We start from the raw sequence: 15,128 nt of genomic DNA on the forward strand, positions 1-15,128 counted from the left end.
GATCGTTCCCCGGCCCAGCGGCTGCACGGGACGGCCCACCGCTCCCCTGGAGGCTGATCTGCAGTCACCCGTGTGGGCCAATGTCGGCCCGTCCCATCGCGAACGGCCCCGCAACACAGCAGAGTTGCGCAAGTGCAGCGAACGACGAGCGCCCGCGCCGGCCGGGCCGCCTCAAGAACGACCCTGTTGACCCTGACGACGGCGGCGAGCGCCGCGCTGGGTCTCACGATGACCGGCTGTGTGGCCGTGGAGCCGCGCCGACCGCCCGCGCCGGCCCCGCACAGCAGCCCGCAGAGCACGCCCCCGGCCACCGGGCCGCAGATCGCTCAGGGTCCGGCGCGTGAGGCGCTGGGCTCGCCCGCGGAGCCGACGGACTCCGCCCGGCCGCGGCCCGCGGACGCGTCGGCCAAGCGTGCTCCGCAGCCGCCGCGGCAGCGGACGGCCGACACGGAACGCAGCCGGAAGCAGACGCCCCCGCCGGCGCGCCCGGCGGCACCCGCGCCGGCCGCACCCGTCCCGGACGTCTGCGGCATCGCGGAGTCCTACGGGGGCTGGAACCGGGACAGCCCGCAGGCGGGCATGTGTCGGGACGCGTACCGCCCCTGAGGGCCGGGCGCACGAACGCATCGGCGCGGGTCCGGCCCGGGGGTCACGTCCGCCCGGGGTCACTCCCCGTCCAGTCGGCGCGCCACGCGCGCGATCGCGGCCCGCACCCCGCGCCCGTACCCGTCGTCGCGGAGGGCTCCGCTCGCCCCGCGCGCCCGGGCCAGGTGGAGCCGGGCCGCGCTCAGGTCCTGGAGCTGCACGTAGTCCGCGGCGAGATCGAGGTGGAGCGCCGGATAGAGCGCCGCCAGCGCGAGCTCGGCCTCCCGGTCCACCGGGCGCTCCTGCGCCAGCGCGTCCGCCGCCGCGAGCGCCCGCAGGTCCCAGGCGAGTTCGTCGCCGGGGTCGTCCTGGGCATCGGCCAGATAGTGCGCGAGGGTGCACCGCTGGAGCGGGTCCCCCGTCTCCCCGATCTCCGACCAGAGTGCGCCGAACCGGTTCCGCGCCTCTTCGCGGTCACCACCGTGCAGCAGCATCGCCGCCTGCCCGATCCGGGTCATCACGGCGTCGTCGGACGTCCGCTGCTGTGCCACCTGGGCCTCCCGCTTCCGTGCGGCGCCGGGCGGGGGCCCGGCGTGCCGCTGCGACCGACGCTAACGGCCGCACCGGCGAAACCCGGACAGGCTCGGGCGGTGACCCGAGCCCGTCAGCCGGGCGCCCGAGCCCACGGGCACCCGACGTGCGGGCGCCCGGCGACTCGGGCCCGGGGCCTCAGCCCAGGTGGGGGATCCGCCAGTCGATCGGCTCGTGCCCCTGCGCCGCGACGGCTTCGTTGATCTGGGTGAAGGGGTGCGAGCCGAAGAACTTCTTCGCCGACAGCGGTGAGGGGTGGGCACCCTTCACGATCACGTGCCGGCTCTCGTCGATGAGGGGCGCCTTCTTCTGCGCGTAATTGCCCCACAGGACGAAGACGGCCGGGTCCGGGCGGTCGGCGACGGCGCGGATCACGGCGTCCGTCACCTTCTCCCAGCCCTTGTTCTTGTGCGAATTGGCCTCCCCGGCCCGCACCGTCAGCACCGCGTTCAGCAGCAGGACGCCCTGCTCGGCCCAGGGCATCAGATAGCCGTTGTCCGGGACGGGCAGGCCCAGCTCGGCCTGCATCTCCTTGTAGATGTTCCGCAGGGAGGGCGGGGTCTTGACGCCCGGCCGCACCGAGAAGCACAGGCCATGCCCCTGGCCCTCGCCGTGGTACGGGTCCTGGCCCAGGATGAGGACCTTGACCCGGTCGTACGGAGTGGCATCCAGGGCGGCGAAGACCTCTTCGCGCGGCGGGTAGACCGGCCCCTTCGCGCGCTCCTCCTCGACGAACTCGGTCAGCTCCTTGAAATAGGGCTTGGCCAGCTCTTCGCCGAGGACGCCGCGCCAGGACTCGGGCAGCATGTCGGTGTCGGTCACGTCAAGAACCTCCGGAATGCGATGCGTTACCGAGCACAGAACCTACCCGGAGCCACTGACAACGGGGCCGGCTCCCGGAAAACGGGCCGGTCACAGCGCTTTCCCGAGGCCGGTCGGCTGCGTCAGGCCGGGATCGCGCCGGTCACCAGCTGCCCTTGCGGTACAGCTCCCACATCTGCATCACCGTCTGCGGGTCGAGCGCCTGCTCCCCGCCGCCGATCTCCTCCGTGACCGCCACGTACAGCTTGCCCTGCCACAGCGGCAACAGCCGCACGTCGTCGACCAGGATCTGCTGCGCCTCGTCGAAGTACTTGAGCACCGCGCCGCGGTCGCTCTCGCGCCGGGACTCGGGCAGCAGCTTCCCGGTGATCTCCGGGCTCTCGTACGGGGTGTTGAGCGCGTTGTTCGCCCCCACGAAGGGCGCGATGAAGTTGTCCGGGTCGGGGAAGTCGGGGAACCAGCCGCGCCCGAAGACCGGGTACTGACCGGCGGTGTACTCCTTCTGGAAGTCCGTCCACCGCTTGCCCTGTATAGTGATCTTGAAAAGTCCGGACGCATCGAGCTGCCGCTTGATCTCCGCGAACTCGGCGGCGGTCGAGGAGCCGTAGCGGTCCGTGGTGTAGGTGAGCTGGAGTTCCACGGGCTCGTCGATGCCCGCCTTCTCCAGGATCTGCCGTGCCTTGGACACGCTGGGGTCGCCGAAGCGGTCGAAGAACTTCGTGGTGTGGCCCGCGATGCCCCGGGGGACCATCGAGTACAGGGGCTCGGCCGTCCCCTTGTAGACCTTGTTGACGAGCATTCCCCGGTCGATGACCTGGGCTATCGCACGGCGCACGGGCAGCTTGTTGGCCGTGGGGTCCTTGGGGTTGAAGACCAGGTAGCGGATGTCGGCGCCGACGGTCTCCACCAGCTTCAGGTGCTTGTTCTCGGGGCGTCCCTTCTGGAGCTCGATCACGTCGTCCGCGGTCATGCCGCGGTAGACCGCGTCGATCTTCTTCTCCTTGAACGCGCGCATCATCAGCGCGGAGTCCTGGTAGTAGCGGATGCTCACCGAATCGTTCCTGCGCTGAGCGAACCCCTTGTACGACCCGTTGGTCTCCAGTTGGGCGCGGTCCTTGCGCACGTAGTTCTTGAGCACGTACGGACCCGATCCGATCACCTTGTCGTCCTGGCGGAGCTTGTCGGCGGGGTACTCGCCGGGCGGCACCAGCGACATCGCGGGCGTCGCCAGGATGTAGGGGAAGGTCGTGTCGGGCGCGTTCAGCCGGAACCGTACGACCCGGTCGCCGACGGTCTCCACGGAGTCCAGCGAGCCGAGCATGGCCTTGGGGCCGTTCGGCGCCGCGATGGTGCGGATGCGGTCGATGGAGTGCTTGACGGCCGCGGCGTCGAGCTTCGCGCCGTTGGAGAAGGTCATCCCCTTGCGCAGCTCGCACTGGTACAGCCGGTTGGCGGCGTCGGTGAAGGTGCAGGTGGCGGCGTCCGGCTGGGGGGTGGTGCTGCCGGCCGGGAAGCTCAGCAGGGTCTGGAAGACGTTCCGATACAGCTCCCACGAGCCGTCCCAAGCGGCGGCGGGGTCGAGCGAGGAGGGTTCGCTGATCGTGCCGACGGAGATCTTCTGGTCACCGCTCGTCTCGGCGTCGGAGAACAGCCCGCATCCCGCCAGCAGCGACATCGACGCGAGGGCCGCAACGCCCCGCAGACAGGTCCGATAGAACACGTGCGCACGCTCCTCGTTCAGCCTGGATCGGCCGACCATACCGCAGCACCCCGCCGGGTCAACCTATGGTGTCGGCGGGGCACTTGGGCCGGAACTTCGCGAAGTGCGCGAAATGGTGCACTTCACTCGGCCGACCTGGGGTTTCGGGCTCAACTCACGTGGACGTTGAGGAAGATTCCGCCGTCCATCACCAGGGTCTGCCCGGTGATCCAGGCGGCCTGGTCGGAGGTGAGGAAGGCCGCCGCACCGCCGATGTCGTCCGGCACCCCCAGCCGCCCCAGCGGGTACGTCGCGGCGGCCTCCGCCTCGCGCCCTTCGTAGAGGGCCTCGGCGAACTTGGTCTTGACCACCGCGGGTGCGATCGCGTTGACCCGCACCCCGGGGGCGAACTCGTGCGCCAGTTGCAGGGTCAGATTGACCATCGCGGCCTTGCTCATGCCGTACGCGCCGATGAACGGCGAGGGGGCGAGGCCGGCGACGGACGCGATGTTCACGATCGCACCGCCGTGTTCGCGCTGCCAGGCGCGGTAGGTCTGCTGCGCGAAGCCGAGGGCCGAGATCACGTTCGTCTCGTACACCTTGCGCGCCACGCCCAGGTCCAGCTCGGCGATCGGCCCGTACACGGGGTTGGTGCCGGCGTTGTTGACCAGGAAGTCCACCCGGCCGAACGCCTCCATCGTGCGCTCCACCGCGGCTGCCTGGTGGGCCTCGTCGTGCGCCTTGCCGGGGACGGCGATGGCGCGGTCCGCGCCCAACCGGTCGACCGCTTCGCGCAGGGCGTCCTCGCCCCGCCCGGTGATGCAGACCCGGTCGCCCCGGTCGACCAGGGCCTTCGCGACTGCGTATCCGATGCCTCGGCTGGCGCCGGTGACCAGGGCGACCTTGCCGCTGTCGGGAACGTCCGTCGTCATCTCGCACCCCTCCCGGTCAGTTGAGCGGTCCGCCGGCCACGTACAGCACCTGGCCGGAGACGAAGCCGGCGTCGTCGTCCGTGAAGAAGGCGATCGCCCGGGCGACGTCCTCGGGGCGGCCGACGCGCTGGACGGGGATCTGGGTGGCGGCTGCCGCCTGGAAGTCCTCGAAGCCCATGCCGACGCGCGCGGCGGTCTGGGCGGTCATGTCGGTGGCGATGAAGCCGGGGGCGACGGCGTTCGCGGTGATGCCGAACTTGCCCAGCTCGATCGCGAGCGTCTTGGTGAAGCCCTGGAGGCCGGCCTTCACGGCGGAGTAGTTGGCCTGGCCGCGGTTGCCGAGCGCGGAGGACGAGGAGAGCGAGACGATCCGGCCGAAGCCGGCGTCCACCATGTGCTTCTGGCACGCCTTGGCCATCAGGAACGCCCCGCGGAGGTGGACGTTCACCACGGTGTCCCAGTCCGACTCGCTCATCTTGAAGAGCAGGTTGTCGCGCAGGACGCCGGCGTTGTTCACCAGGACCGTCGGTGCGCCGAGTTCGTCGGCGACCCGGGCGACCGCAGCCTGCACCTGGTCCGCGTCGGAGACGTCGCAGCCGACGGCGAGCGCCCGGCCGCCGGCGGCACTGATCTTCTCCACGGTGTCCTTGCAGGCCGCCTCGTCGAGGTCGAGGACGGCGACGGCGCGGCCCTGGGCCGCCAGTCGGACCGCGGTGGCCGCGCCGATGCCGCGCGCGGCGCCGGTCACGACGGCGACGCGCTGCTCGTTGGTGGACATGTGCTTCTCCTCAGCCCTTCGGTGTGCCCGGCCGTTGGCCGCGGCCCGTACGCCAGGTGGATGAGCGACCGCTTAGTACCCGCTCGCAGACGTGACGCTAGAAGCCCCGGCACCCGGTGTCAACGGCCTCTCGGGTGCGCCGGGGCGCGGGCAGAGGGAGGAGCGTTCCCGGGCCGGCGGGCCGTCACCGCACCAGGAGGTGGACCAGCCGTTCCAACTCGGCCTGCGGATCGGCGGTGAGCCCGGTGTGCACGGGCCCGGGCTGCACGACCGTGGAGCGGGGGGCCACCAGCCAGCGGAAGCGCCGCCCGGCGTCGTCGCCCGACGCCTGTCCCGCGTCGTCGCCGCCGCGGCAGACCCCTTCGACGGCGTGCAGCGCGGCCCGTACGCCGGTGGTGTCCGCCGCCGGGTCCAGCGCCCGCAGCTTGGTGACGTCCAGATGGGTCAGGGCGCCGATGAAGGAGCGGCCCCGGCAGTAGACGACGACGCCCGCGTTGAAGCACTCGCCGCGCTCGACCCGCGGAACGACCCGCAGCAGCGCGTACTCGAAGACCATCCGCTCGCTCATGCGCCTTCTCCTCGCGTCGCGGGCCGACCGGTCAGCCACCCGGGGGCTTGGGAGGGCCGCGGCCTGGAGGGGGCGTTCAGCGTGATCCGTTCGTGGATGGTGGCGGCGCGCGGCAGCAGGGCCGCGACGTAGGCGCGCCGTACGCCGTCCGTGTCCTCGAACCCGGGCTCGTCGACCAGCCACTCGTCCGGCACCTCGGCCGCGACCTCGACGAGCAGTTCCTCGGTGACCAGCGGGGCCAGCTCGGCCGCCGCGGCGGCGACGTCCGGCTTGAAGGGCGCGAGTGCGTGGTCGGACGCGTCGTACCCCTTGGCGGCGGACGCGGCGGCCCCCGGCCAGTTGTGGTGCCAGATCATGGTGGCGCCGTGGTCGATCAGCCACAGCTCGCCGTGCCACACCAGCATGTTCGGGTTGCGCCAGGACCGGTCCACGTTGTTGATCAGCGCGTCGAACCAGACCACGCGGCCCGCCTCCACGGGGTCGACCTCGTACGCGAGCGGGTCGAAGCCGAGGGAGCCCGGCAGGAAGTCCATGCCCAGGTTCAGCCCACCGCTGGCCTTCAGCAGCTCCTGCACCTCCTGGTCCGGCTCCCCGAGCCCGATCACCGGATCCAGCTCGATGGCCACCAACTCGGGCACGCGCAGCCCGAGCCGCTGCCCGAGCCGCCCGCAGATGACCTCGGCGACGAGCGTCTTGCGCCCCTGCCCGGCGCCGGTGAACTTCATGACGTACGTACCGAGGTCGTCGGCCTCGACGATCCCGGGGAGCGAACCGCCCTCACGCAGGGGCGTGACGTAGCGGGTCGCTGTGACTTCTGTCAGCATTTCCCCAGGCTATACGGGGTGGCTCCCTGGCAATCCACGGAAGGGGTGGGCAGCAGTCAGTCGGGCGGGATCCGCCTGCTCAGCCCTGGGGAGACTCGCCTGCTCAGCGGTGCCGAGTGGGAAGGTCGAGGTCGCTGCGCACAGTGGCGCGGCCCTCTTCGACACCGAGGAGAACAGGGTGGCCCCTGCACATCGGCGGCTTGGATTCTCCCACCGCGCCCCCCAGGGCGGCGAGCAGCCGCTGCTGCGTGTTCGGCGCTGAGGTAGGTGCGGGTGAGGTGTCGCTGGAGCTGGTTGTGCCGGAACTGGTAGACGGCGCCGGTGTGGCGCAGTACGCCGAGGTGGTAGGCGCCTTCCAGGAAGCGGCAATGCCCCAGGGCAGTCGGCGCGTCAGGGGCAGCCAGATGCGGGCCAGCGTGAGCCACTGCCCCCACGCGGTGAACGCGAGGATGTACGCCGTGGAGCCGCCCAGGCCGCCGATGATTCCCAGATAGAAGGTCAGCTCCCAGGTCCAGGTCATGTTCAAGGGCAGAACCTTCGGAATCAGGCGGACCGCGAGACGGCCGGCGAGAGCACATCCGATGGTGACGGCGGGAATGATTGCCAGGAGTTTCCGGATCGCCGCAGTGCGGTTGGCGGACAACAGTTGCATCGGCGTTGCCGCGGCAGCGGTGTCCATGGGTGCTTCGAACGCTGCGACAAGGCCGAAGGCGAGCCCGGCCGTCAAGCTGAAGACCAGTCCGAGAGGAGCCAGGCCGACGCTCCCTGAAGGAGTAGTGCTGCCGGCGTGAGGTGGGAAAAGCCGGCGTGCGGTGTCGAACAGTTCCAGCGGGTGCTTCCCGGGCACTTCGTACATCGTGCGCGCCAGAGCGACCATCAGGGGGGTGCCCAGGACGTGCCCGAGCCGCATGCTCGCCGGTGTGTCCCGTGCCCGCGGGCGCTCCAGAAAGGAGTCCCAGACGCGCACGTCACCGCGCCCGCCGGAGGCTGCGATCCGTTCGGTCCGGGGAAGGTACGCCGCGAGATCTTCGACGGTGAGATCGGTGAGATCGGTGCAGGCCGCCCATACCAAGGGCGTGTGCCCTTCTCGCCTGGGCGTACGCCTCCCGCCGGCTGGTGAGGATCAGTGGGAGGGATGTGGTGTTGAGAGCGTCCGACGCCGGGCTGCGCAGGGCTTCGGCCAAGTTCGTCGAAGCCGTCCAGGACCGGAAGAATCAGCTCGGCGTCCACGAGTGCGGCGGCCAGCGTCGCGCCGTCCGGACTCCGGCGGGCCAAGTGGGGGTGGTCCCGCAGGAGGCGGTCGATCAGAAGGTCCCGGGGAGTGGTGGTGGTCGGATCCCAGGACCCGATGCTGAGGATGACGGGACGCGGACCGCGGATTCGGGAACCGCGAGGAGATCGAGGGCGAGTGTGATGGCCAGGACCGACTTGCCCGAGCCGGCCCGGCCGAGGATGACCAGCCGCTGCGATTCGACCTTCCGATAGGTGTCGACGATACCTCTCAGGTCGCCGCTCAGGTCCAGATCGCGAGGCTCGGCTCCTGGCTGTAGGCGCTGGATGTTCTCCGGCCGGTCCATCAGGTCGGCGGGGCCGGCTGGTATCGCACCGGTAGCGGAAACGGGTCGTGGACGCGGCGGTGGTTCCCCTCGCGCTGCCAGCGGCGTCGGACTTCACGGGCCAGCGACGCCGCAACCTCGACAACCGCACCTGACGCCGGGTGCGGGGAACGGCTCGGTGACGTGTCGACCGTGCGGCCGTGCTCCCCCGGTACGTACGGCCGCACGGTCAGCGTCTCGATGTGCAAGTGGTGGACGTAGCCGCTGATAGCGGTTCCCCCGCCGGTGGCAATCGCGTCACCGGTGTCCGACACGTACACGGAACCGCGGGCTCGCCCGCTGTTCCCGGGACCGGGCCGCGGTACCCGGTCACAGCGGTCTCGCCGCCGCCAGCATGGGCATCGCCGGTGCCCGACACGGTCACCGACGGCTCCAGCTCATCGCCACCGTTCGTGTGCTCCGGTACCTCCGCCATGAGCGTGCCTAGTTCGAGTAGTCGATGCCGGAGACGGAGTTCGGACCCCTGGCTCGTCCGGATCGCTCGACGGTGGCCGAGCCACGCCCGCGGCCCCCCGGCCTTCTGATGCCCGTGACAGAGCCGCCCGTGGCCGTCCCACTCCGGCTGACTGTGTCCATGGGCCCGGCCGGGGACGGTGGCTGAAGTACCGACCAGACCAGAGCGGCGACAGCGACAGCGCCCTGGACGGAAGCCCCGACCAACTGCCCTGCCCCGGGGCCATCCAGCAACCGGATCAGCGGCGTGGAAACGATCCCCAGCCCGGCCGCAACGACGGTCCCAGTCTTCCATCCCCGTAACACCATGACTCTCCCTACCCAAGTGCCCGTCGCTCGCCATGCATGCTTCGGCTGACGGGCTGCCACGTCACCTCGTCCCGCAATTGCACTCTTCGAACCGGGAAACGCAGGACATGGCGTCGCGGCCCGACCCCGCCCCGCGCTCGCGGGCTGCGCTTGCGGTGCTGCCCCGCAGAACGGGCGGAAACGGACATGGGTTGATCTGAGTTCTCAGTCCGCACCGGCGACCAGTGCCTCGCCGAGCGGGGTGCGTCGGTAGAGCACCGACCGTCCGGACCGGGCGCGGACGAGCAGCCCGGCGCGTCGCAGGATGGCGAGGTGGTCTCCCACCGCGCCGGGTGCCATGGCGAGGCTTCGGGCGAGGTGGCTGGTGCTGGCTGGGGCGTCCAGTGCCAAGAGCAGCCGGGCTCGGGCCCGGCCGACCAGAGCGGTCAGCGCGTCCGGGTGGGTGGCGGTTTCCTGTTCGCCCCACAGGGCGGCGGTGCCGCGGGCACGGTAGACCAAGGTTCTCGGCCAGGGGTCTTCCAGGTGGGCGGCGATGTGCCCGACGAAGACCGAAGGGATCAGCAGGAGTCCGTCGCCGGTGAGGGGGATTGTTCCGCCTCGGAAGAAGTCGATCTCGATGCCGCCGTCGTGCCAGGCGATGCCCGGGTGCAGGCTCTCGATGGTCGTGGCCCAGCCGTGTTCGCCGATCACCCCCACCCGGTGCACGACATCGCGCTCACAGACCGCGCGCAGGTGCGGCCAGTCCGCGGCGAGTAGTTCGTGCCACGCCTGGTCCATCGCCTCGGCGATCCTGGAGACGGCGTCCGTGGAGTCCAGCACGGCGCGTACGCGGGGATCACGGGCAGCTGGTCCGGTCGCGGTGGTGGCGAATTCATGGCGGGCCGCTTCCAGCGGTGTGGCCCGGATCACGGCCAGGTCGTCCGCCCAGGTCTGGTTGAGGCCGCGCGGCGGCGGGGCGACGAAGTTCGGTCCGGCTTGCGGGGCCTGCACAGCGAGGGCGACGTCGAGTTCGGTCTCGCGGCGAAGCCGTTCAAAGGCCGGCATGAGCCGGGCGGCCCAGGCTTTCGGCAGCGGCCGGTCCTGGCCGGCGAGCGAGCGCAGCAGCAAGCAGAGGTCCAGCGCGGGCGACAGTGCGAAGCGGCTGCGCAGCAGGTCCTCGACGGAGACTTCGAAGCGGAGCACCCTGCGATGCTACCGCGGGACGTGTCTTTCGATTCGTCCAGCGACGAATCAATGGTGGGTGGCGCGGGCGCACGGTGAGGCTGGCCGTCATGACCCCAACCGTCGAACCCGCGCAGGGCAACCACCGTGCCACCTATCGGGAGGTGCTGGCCGAGCCGCGATTCCGGCTGCTGTTCTCGACCCGCATCGTCGCGATCACTGCGGGCTCGCTGCGGATCACCACGTTCTCGGTTCTGGTCTTCGCGGCCACCGGCTCCGCGCTGTTGAGCGCGCTGGCCTTCGGCATGGGCTTTCTCCCTCAGTTGTTCGGCTCGCTGCTGCTGGGCTCACTGGCCGACCGACTGCCGCCCCGTGCGCTCATCGCCGGCGGCTACGCCTTGGAGTGCACCGCCGCACTGCTGCTCACCCTGGTGCGGATGCCGATCGCGGCAAGCCTGGGTGTCGTGGCGCTGGTCGCCCTCGCCACACCGGTGTTCAGCGGCGCGTCGAGCCGGCTGGTCGCGCAGTGGTTGGAGGGCGACGCCTATGTGCTGGGCCGTTCTCTGAACAACATCGCCGCCTCGGGCGCGCAGTTGTTCGGTCTGGCGCTGGGAGGTGCGGTCGTCGCGGTGCTCGGCCCGCACCGGGCGCTCACGGTGAGCGCCGTCCTCTACCTCGGCTGCGCGCTCGCCATCCGCATCCGGCTCCCCCGGCTGCTGCCGGGAGGGTTCGACGGCAAGCCCGGCAGTGGTCGGGGCGATGGCGGGGCCGTCCGGGCCAGCCTGCACGGTGTCGGCCTGCTGCTGCGCGGGCAAACCGTGCGACGACTGATGCTGGCCCAGTGGCTACCGCCCGCGTTCGTAGCGGGCGCGGAAGGATTGATCGTCGCCTATGCGGGAGCGCGCCACTTCGCGCCCGGCTGGTACGCGGTGCTGATGGGCTGTCTGCCGGTCGGCATGCTCGTCGGTGACCTGCTGGTGGGCCGACTGCTGCGACCATCCACCCGGGAGCGGCTGGTGGTCCCGTTGATTGCGCTGATGGGACTGCCGTTGGTCGGCTTCGCCGCCGAGCCCGGAGTGGGCGTCTCGTCCTGTCTGTTGCTGCTCTGCGGCTTCGGATTCGCCTACGGCCTCGGCCTGCAACGGCCGTTCCTTGACGCGCTGCCGCAGGAAGGCCAGGGCCAAGCCTTCGGCCTGCTCGGCTCCGGCAGCATGACGCTGCAGGGCGCCGGACCGGCCTGCTTCGGCTCGGTGGCCGCCGGCGTCGGAACAGGCGGCGCCATCGCCCTGGCAGGCGGCGCAGCAGTGCTGACCGCCGGCTGGATCCTCACCTGGCACCCGCCCACCACTCCGACCCTCGCCCCGAACCACTCAACGGGATCGGAGAACGACACCGAACAGCATGCCTGTAGTTCCCCTGCGCGGTGACCGCCTCGGGTCGGGTCAGCCGCGAGCCGTCACGCGCCCCGCCCCCACCCCTCTCCGACAGACGGTCATTCCCGATGGCCCATGACGTTGGAAGTCCTCAGCCTCGGCTCTGCCAACCGCCGCGGACCACGTGCGGGATCTTGTTACACCACGAACAATCCATGAAAGGCTCATGCCACATGATCGATGCACTCGCGAAGGACACCCTGCACGGGAGATTGCGGCGGGACCGCGATGCGCTGCTCTGGAAGCTCCACGGCTTGTCCGAGTACGACGTCCGCCGGCCTTTGACAGTGACCGGGACCAACCTCCTCGGGCTGGTCAAGCACGTGGCCACCGTCGAGGCCAGGTACTTCGGCGAGGTCTTCGACCGCCCCTCCCCGGAACCACTGTGCCGATGGCAGGACCACGACGGCAGCGATCAGTGGGCGGCCGAGGACGAGACCCGCGACCAGATCATCGGGTTCTACCGGCGCACCTGGGAACACTCGGACGCGACGATCGACGAGCTTCCCCTCGACGCCCCCGGCCACGTGCCGTGGTGGCCCGAACCGTATCTCCACACGAACCTGTTCGCCGTCATGGTCCACGTCCTCGGCGAATCCGTCCGGCACCTCGGGCACGCCGACATCCTGCGCGAGGGCCTCGACGGCCGAACCGGGCTGCGCGCCGAACACGAGAGGCAGATCGACGAAGAAGCCCGCGCCGCCCATCGCGCGAAGATCGAACAGGCCGCCAGGACGGCCGCATCCATCACGGCCTAGTCGTACATACGAGGCAGCCTGACATCAGCTTCCCTGCCGACGCTTGGCGACGAGCACCGGACCTCAAAGGAGCGCCGGTCGAAGGGTCCTTCTCACCGGCTCGCACTCCGCGGGCACGAGGCCGCCGGCTGTCGGTTCGGCGCCTCGCCCGCGCTCAGGTCTTGTACGGGTGCTTGCTGCGGGCCTCCCGCAAGGCGTGCGCCCACCAGGTCAGCTGGTCCAGGAAGGTCTTCGCCGCCGCCTGGGCGGCCTCGTACTCGACGGGGCGGCCCCGGTCGTCGAACTTGTCCCAGAAGTTGGCGAAGCTGATGGTGTTGCGGATGGTCGCGGCGTGGACCTCGTTGAAGACCTGGCGCAGCTGTTCCACCGCGTGCAGGCCGCCGCCCGTTCCGCCGTACGACACGAAGCCGACGGGCTTGGCGCTCCACTGGTCGAAGAACCAGTCGACGGCGGTCTTGAGCGAGGCCGGATAGCCGCGGTTGTAGACGGGGGTGACGACGATGAACGCGTCGGCTGCCGCCAGCCGAGCGCCGAGCGCTTCGACGGGAGGGGGCAGCGGCACCTGCTCGTCGTCCCCTGCGAGGACGTCCGGGAGTCGGGCCTCCAGGAGGTCGACGTACTCGATGTCGAAGCCGCCGTGCGACCGGGCCCGTTCGGCGATCCAGTTCGCTGGGGTGGGTCCGAAGCGGTCGTTGCGGGTGCTTCCGACGATCACGGCGACGCGCAGGTTCTCGGTGCTGGACACTCGTCTCACTTCCTCTTCTCACCCACGCCTTCTCTGGGCGCGGGTCGCTGGTGCGCGTTCTCCGTGCGCTCGTTCTCGGTGCTCCGGCGTCCGGCCCTCGCTTTGTGGCGACGGCCGGACGCCGGGGGTCAGGAATGGATGTCGCGGGGCGTCGTGCGGCGCGTCCGCTTCCCCGGCTCCGGCCCGCCCGGCCCGCCCGGCGTCCCCGGCCTCAGGACGAGCCGTGCGAGGAGGGCGAGCGTGAGCATCACAGCGGCGCCAACGCAGCCGACGATCGTCAGTCCGGCGGTGAAGGAGTCGTGGGCGGAGGCCATCAGCTCCTCTGCGGCCCGCGTCGGGAGCCCTTCGGCGGCGGCTGCGGCCGAGGGCAGGTTCTCCCGCGCGCGCTCCGCCACCCGTTCCGGTGTGCCGTCGGGGACGTTGCCGTCGATCATCCGCCGGTACACGGCGGTGCTCAGAGCGCCGAGGGTCGCGATGCCCAGCGCGGCGCCGAGTTCCTGACCGGTCTCCGAGAGCGAGGACGCGGCGCCGCTCTTCTCCGGCGGTGCCTCGGCGATGACCAGGGTGGTCACGAGCACCATCAGCGGGCTCGCGCCCACGCCGACCAGGACCGCCGACGTCACTCCCACCTCCAGGCCGGAGTCGGGCCTGACCAGGGTGAGCAAGGCGAACCCCAGTGCTGCCGTCACCAGTCCGCCCGCCGTGGTGCGCGCGTCGCCCAGCCGGGCCGCCAGCGCGGGGGTGCACAGCATGCCGACGACGGTCGCCAGTGCGTACGGCATCATCCACAGCCCGGAACGGGTCGGCCCGAACCCCTGCACGAGCTGGAGGTACTGGGCGAACAGCAACATGAAGGCGCTGAGGCACAGCGCCCCGAGCAGCAGGCTTCCCAGGCCGACGGTGAAGGCGCGGTGCCGGAAGAGTCGCAGGTCCACCAGCGGACTGCGCAGCCCGCGCTGCCGCAGCACGAAGAACCGCCCGAAGACGGCGGCGGCGACCAGCGCGCCGACCGGGACCGGTCCCCAGCCGTGCGTGGCGATCGACTTGAGCGCGTACACCGCGGGCAGCAACGTGGCCAGGGACAGCAGGACGCTGACCGGGTCCAGCCGCCCGGCGCCGGGGTCTCGGTACTCGGGCAGCAGCAGCGGCGCCGTGACCAGCAGGAGCAGCATGATCGGGGCGCCGATCAGGAACACCGACCCCCACCAGAACCACTGCAGGAGGAGCCCGCCGACCACCGGCCCCAGCGCGACGCCCCCCATGAGAGCCGCCGTCCACACGGCCACCGCGGTCCTGCGCTGCCCGTCGTGCGGGAACATGTTGCGGATCAGGGAGAGCGTCGAGGGCATCAGGGTCGCCCCCGCGACGCCGAGCACGGCGCGCGTGGCGATGAGCATGCCCGGCCCGGTGGAGTACGCGGCCAGCACCGAGGCGGCACCGAAGCACGCCGCTCCGATCAGCAGCAGCTTGCGCCGGCCCACCCGGTCACCGAGCGTGCCCATGGTGACCAGGAACCCGGCCACCATGAAGCCGTACACGTCCAGGATCCACAGCTGCTGCACACTGCTGGGCCCCAGGTCGGCGGCGAGGTGGGGCAGCGCGAGGTGCAGCACCGTCAGGTCGATCGACAGCAGCAGCGTGGGCAGCACCAGGACGGCCAAGCCCGCCCATTCCCGCGCTCCCGCTCTGCGCTCCGGCGCGCCATCGGGTACAGGCCCCACAGCGGTTCCCTCCGTCGTGCGGTGAGCGGCCGTCGGCCGCTCCGTGCACTGCCGACCATGGCCGCCACGGGTTCCGGAAAGGCTCCGGTGCGCCTCCGGAACGGGCTGCGCGGCCCGGGGGCGCGCGGCGCGG

General features: G+C 71.0%; 14 protein-coding genes. 3 read left to right on the forward strand and 11 right to left on the reverse strand.

The annotated features are described in order from the left end of the window. The first annotated feature begins 186 nt into the window (after positions 1-186). Positions 187-606, forward strand: coding sequence for a hypothetical protein (locus AB0E05_RS15485; protein WP_361963394.1), 420 nt, complete (start codon positions 187-189; stop codon positions 604-606). Between the two features lie 59 nt (positions 607-665). On the opposite strand, the gene AB0E05_RS15490 is transcribed toward AB0E05_RS15485, so the two are convergent. The 9 genes from AB0E05_RS15490 to AB0E05_RS15530 all read right to left on the reverse strand — a co-directional run bounded on the left by AB0E05_RS15490 (position 666) and on the right by AB0E05_RS15530 (position 10,359). Beyond that, positions 666-1,103, reverse strand: a complete 438-nt coding sequence (locus tag AB0E05_RS15490) for a hypothetical protein (RefSeq protein ID WP_361963488.1) — start codon at positions 1,101-1,103, stop codon at positions 666-668. Positions 1,104-1,314: 211 nt separating this feature from the next. Next, positions 1,315-1,998: a uracil-DNA glycosylase gene (locus tag AB0E05_RS15495; RefSeq protein ID WP_361963396.1), complete on the reverse strand. Its 684-nt coding sequence runs from the start codon at positions 1,996-1,998 to the stop codon at positions 1,315-1,317. 142 nt (positions 1,999-2,140) lie between these two features. After that, complete coding sequence (locus tag AB0E05_RS15500) at positions 2,141-3,718, reverse strand: ABC transporter substrate-binding protein (RefSeq protein WP_361963398.1); 1,578 nt, start codon at positions 3,716-3,718, stop codon at positions 2,141-2,143. Positions 3,719-3,867: 149 nt separating this feature from the next. Further along, positions 3,868-4,629, reverse strand: coding sequence for an SDR family oxidoreductase (locus AB0E05_RS15505; RefSeq protein WP_361963400.1), 762 nt, complete (start codon positions 4,627-4,629; stop codon positions 3,868-3,870). A 16-nt stretch (positions 4,630-4,645) separates the two neighbouring features. Next, entirely contained in the window at positions 4,646-5,407 is a 762-nt protein-coding gene (gene fabG, locus AB0E05_RS15510) for a 3-oxoacyl-ACP reductase FabG (RefSeq protein ID WP_361963402.1), read from the reverse strand. A gap of 184 nt (positions 5,408-5,591) precedes the next feature. Then, on the reverse strand, positions 5,592-5,975 hold the full coding sequence (locus AB0E05_RS15515) for a DUF3037 domain-containing protein (protein WP_361963404.1): 384 nt from the start codon (positions 5,973-5,975) through the stop codon (positions 5,592-5,594). Further along, on the reverse strand, positions 5,972-6,799 hold the full coding sequence (locus AB0E05_RS15520; protein WP_361963406.1) for a HipA family kinase: 828 nt from the start codon (positions 6,797-6,799) through the stop codon (positions 5,972-5,974). The genes AB0E05_RS15515 and AB0E05_RS15520 overlap by 4 nt, the downstream gene beginning before the upstream one ends. Before the next feature lie 103 nt (positions 6,800-6,902). Continuing rightward, positions 6,903-7,871: a hypothetical protein gene (locus AB0E05_RS15525; protein ID WP_361963408.1), complete on the reverse strand. Its 969-nt coding sequence runs from the start codon at positions 7,869-7,871 to the stop codon at positions 6,903-6,905. A gap of 1,510 nt (positions 7,872-9,381) precedes the next feature. Beyond that, a complete protein-coding gene (locus tag AB0E05_RS15530; RefSeq protein ID WP_361963410.1) occupies positions 9,382-10,359 on the reverse strand; it encodes a winged helix-turn-helix domain-containing protein in 978 nt (325 codons plus the stop codon). 89 nt (positions 10,360-10,448) lie between these two features. Between AB0E05_RS15530 and AB0E05_RS15535 the strand changes: the two genes are divergently transcribed. Beyond that, entirely contained in the window at positions 10,449-11,765 is a 1,317-nt protein-coding gene (locus tag AB0E05_RS15535; RefSeq protein ID WP_361963412.1) for an MFS transporter, read from the forward strand. A 179-nt stretch (positions 11,766-11,944) separates the two neighbouring features. Continuing rightward, positions 11,945-12,529, forward strand: a complete 585-nt coding sequence (locus AB0E05_RS15540) for a DinB family protein (protein ID WP_361963414.1) — start codon at positions 11,945-11,947, stop codon at positions 12,527-12,529. A gap of 154 nt (positions 12,530-12,683) precedes the next feature. On the opposite strand, the gene AB0E05_RS15545 is transcribed toward AB0E05_RS15540, so the two are convergent. Together AB0E05_RS15545 and AB0E05_RS15550 are read right to left on the reverse strand one after the other, a co-directional pair. Further along, positions 12,684-13,274 carry an NAD(P)H-dependent oxidoreductase gene (locus AB0E05_RS15545; protein ID WP_361963416.1) on the reverse strand — a complete coding sequence of 197 codons (591 nt, stop codon included), beginning with the start codon at positions 13,272-13,274 and terminating at the stop codon, positions 12,684-12,686. A gap of 128 nt (positions 13,275-13,402) precedes the next feature. Continuing rightward, a complete protein-coding gene (locus AB0E05_RS15550) occupies positions 13,403-14,935 on the reverse strand; it encodes an MFS transporter (RefSeq protein ID WP_361963418.1) in 1,533 nt (510 codons plus the stop codon). Positions 14,936-15,128: the final 193 nt, after the last annotated feature.

Source organism: Streptomyces sp. NPDC048057, from assembly GCF_040653095.1.
Taxonomy (GTDB): Bacteria; Actinomycetota; Actinomycetes; order Streptomycetales; family Streptomycetaceae; genus Streptomyces.

Excerpts from the sequence above, each read along its gene's own strand:
- AB0E05_RS15490 (WP_361963488.1), bottom strand. The coding sequence starts at position 1,103 with ATGACCCGGATCGGGCAGGCGGCGATGCTGCTGCACGGTGGTGACCGC.
- AB0E05_RS15505 (WP_361963400.1), bottom strand. The coding sequence starts at position 4,629 with ATGACGACGGACGTTCCCGACAGCGGCAAGGTCGCCCTGGTCACCGGC.
- fabG (WP_361963402.1), bottom strand. The coding sequence starts at position 5,407 with ATGTCCACCAACGAGCAGCGCGTCGCCGTCGTGACCGGCGCCGCGCGC.
- AB0E05_RS15515 (WP_361963404.1), bottom strand. The coding sequence starts at position 5,975 with ATGAGCGAGCGGATGGTCTTCGAGTACGCGCTGCTGCGGGTCGTTCCG.
- AB0E05_RS15520 (WP_361963406.1), bottom strand. The coding sequence starts at position 6,799 with ATGCTGACAGAAGTCACAGCGACCCGCTACGTCACGCCCCTGCGTGAG.
- AB0E05_RS15535 (WP_361963412.1), top strand. The coding sequence starts at position 10,449 with ATGACCCCAACCGTCGAACCCGCGCAGGGCAACCACCGTGCCACCTAT.
- AB0E05_RS15540 (WP_361963414.1), top strand. The coding sequence starts at position 11,945 with ATGATCGATGCACTCGCGAAGGACACCCTGCACGGGAGATTGCGGCGG.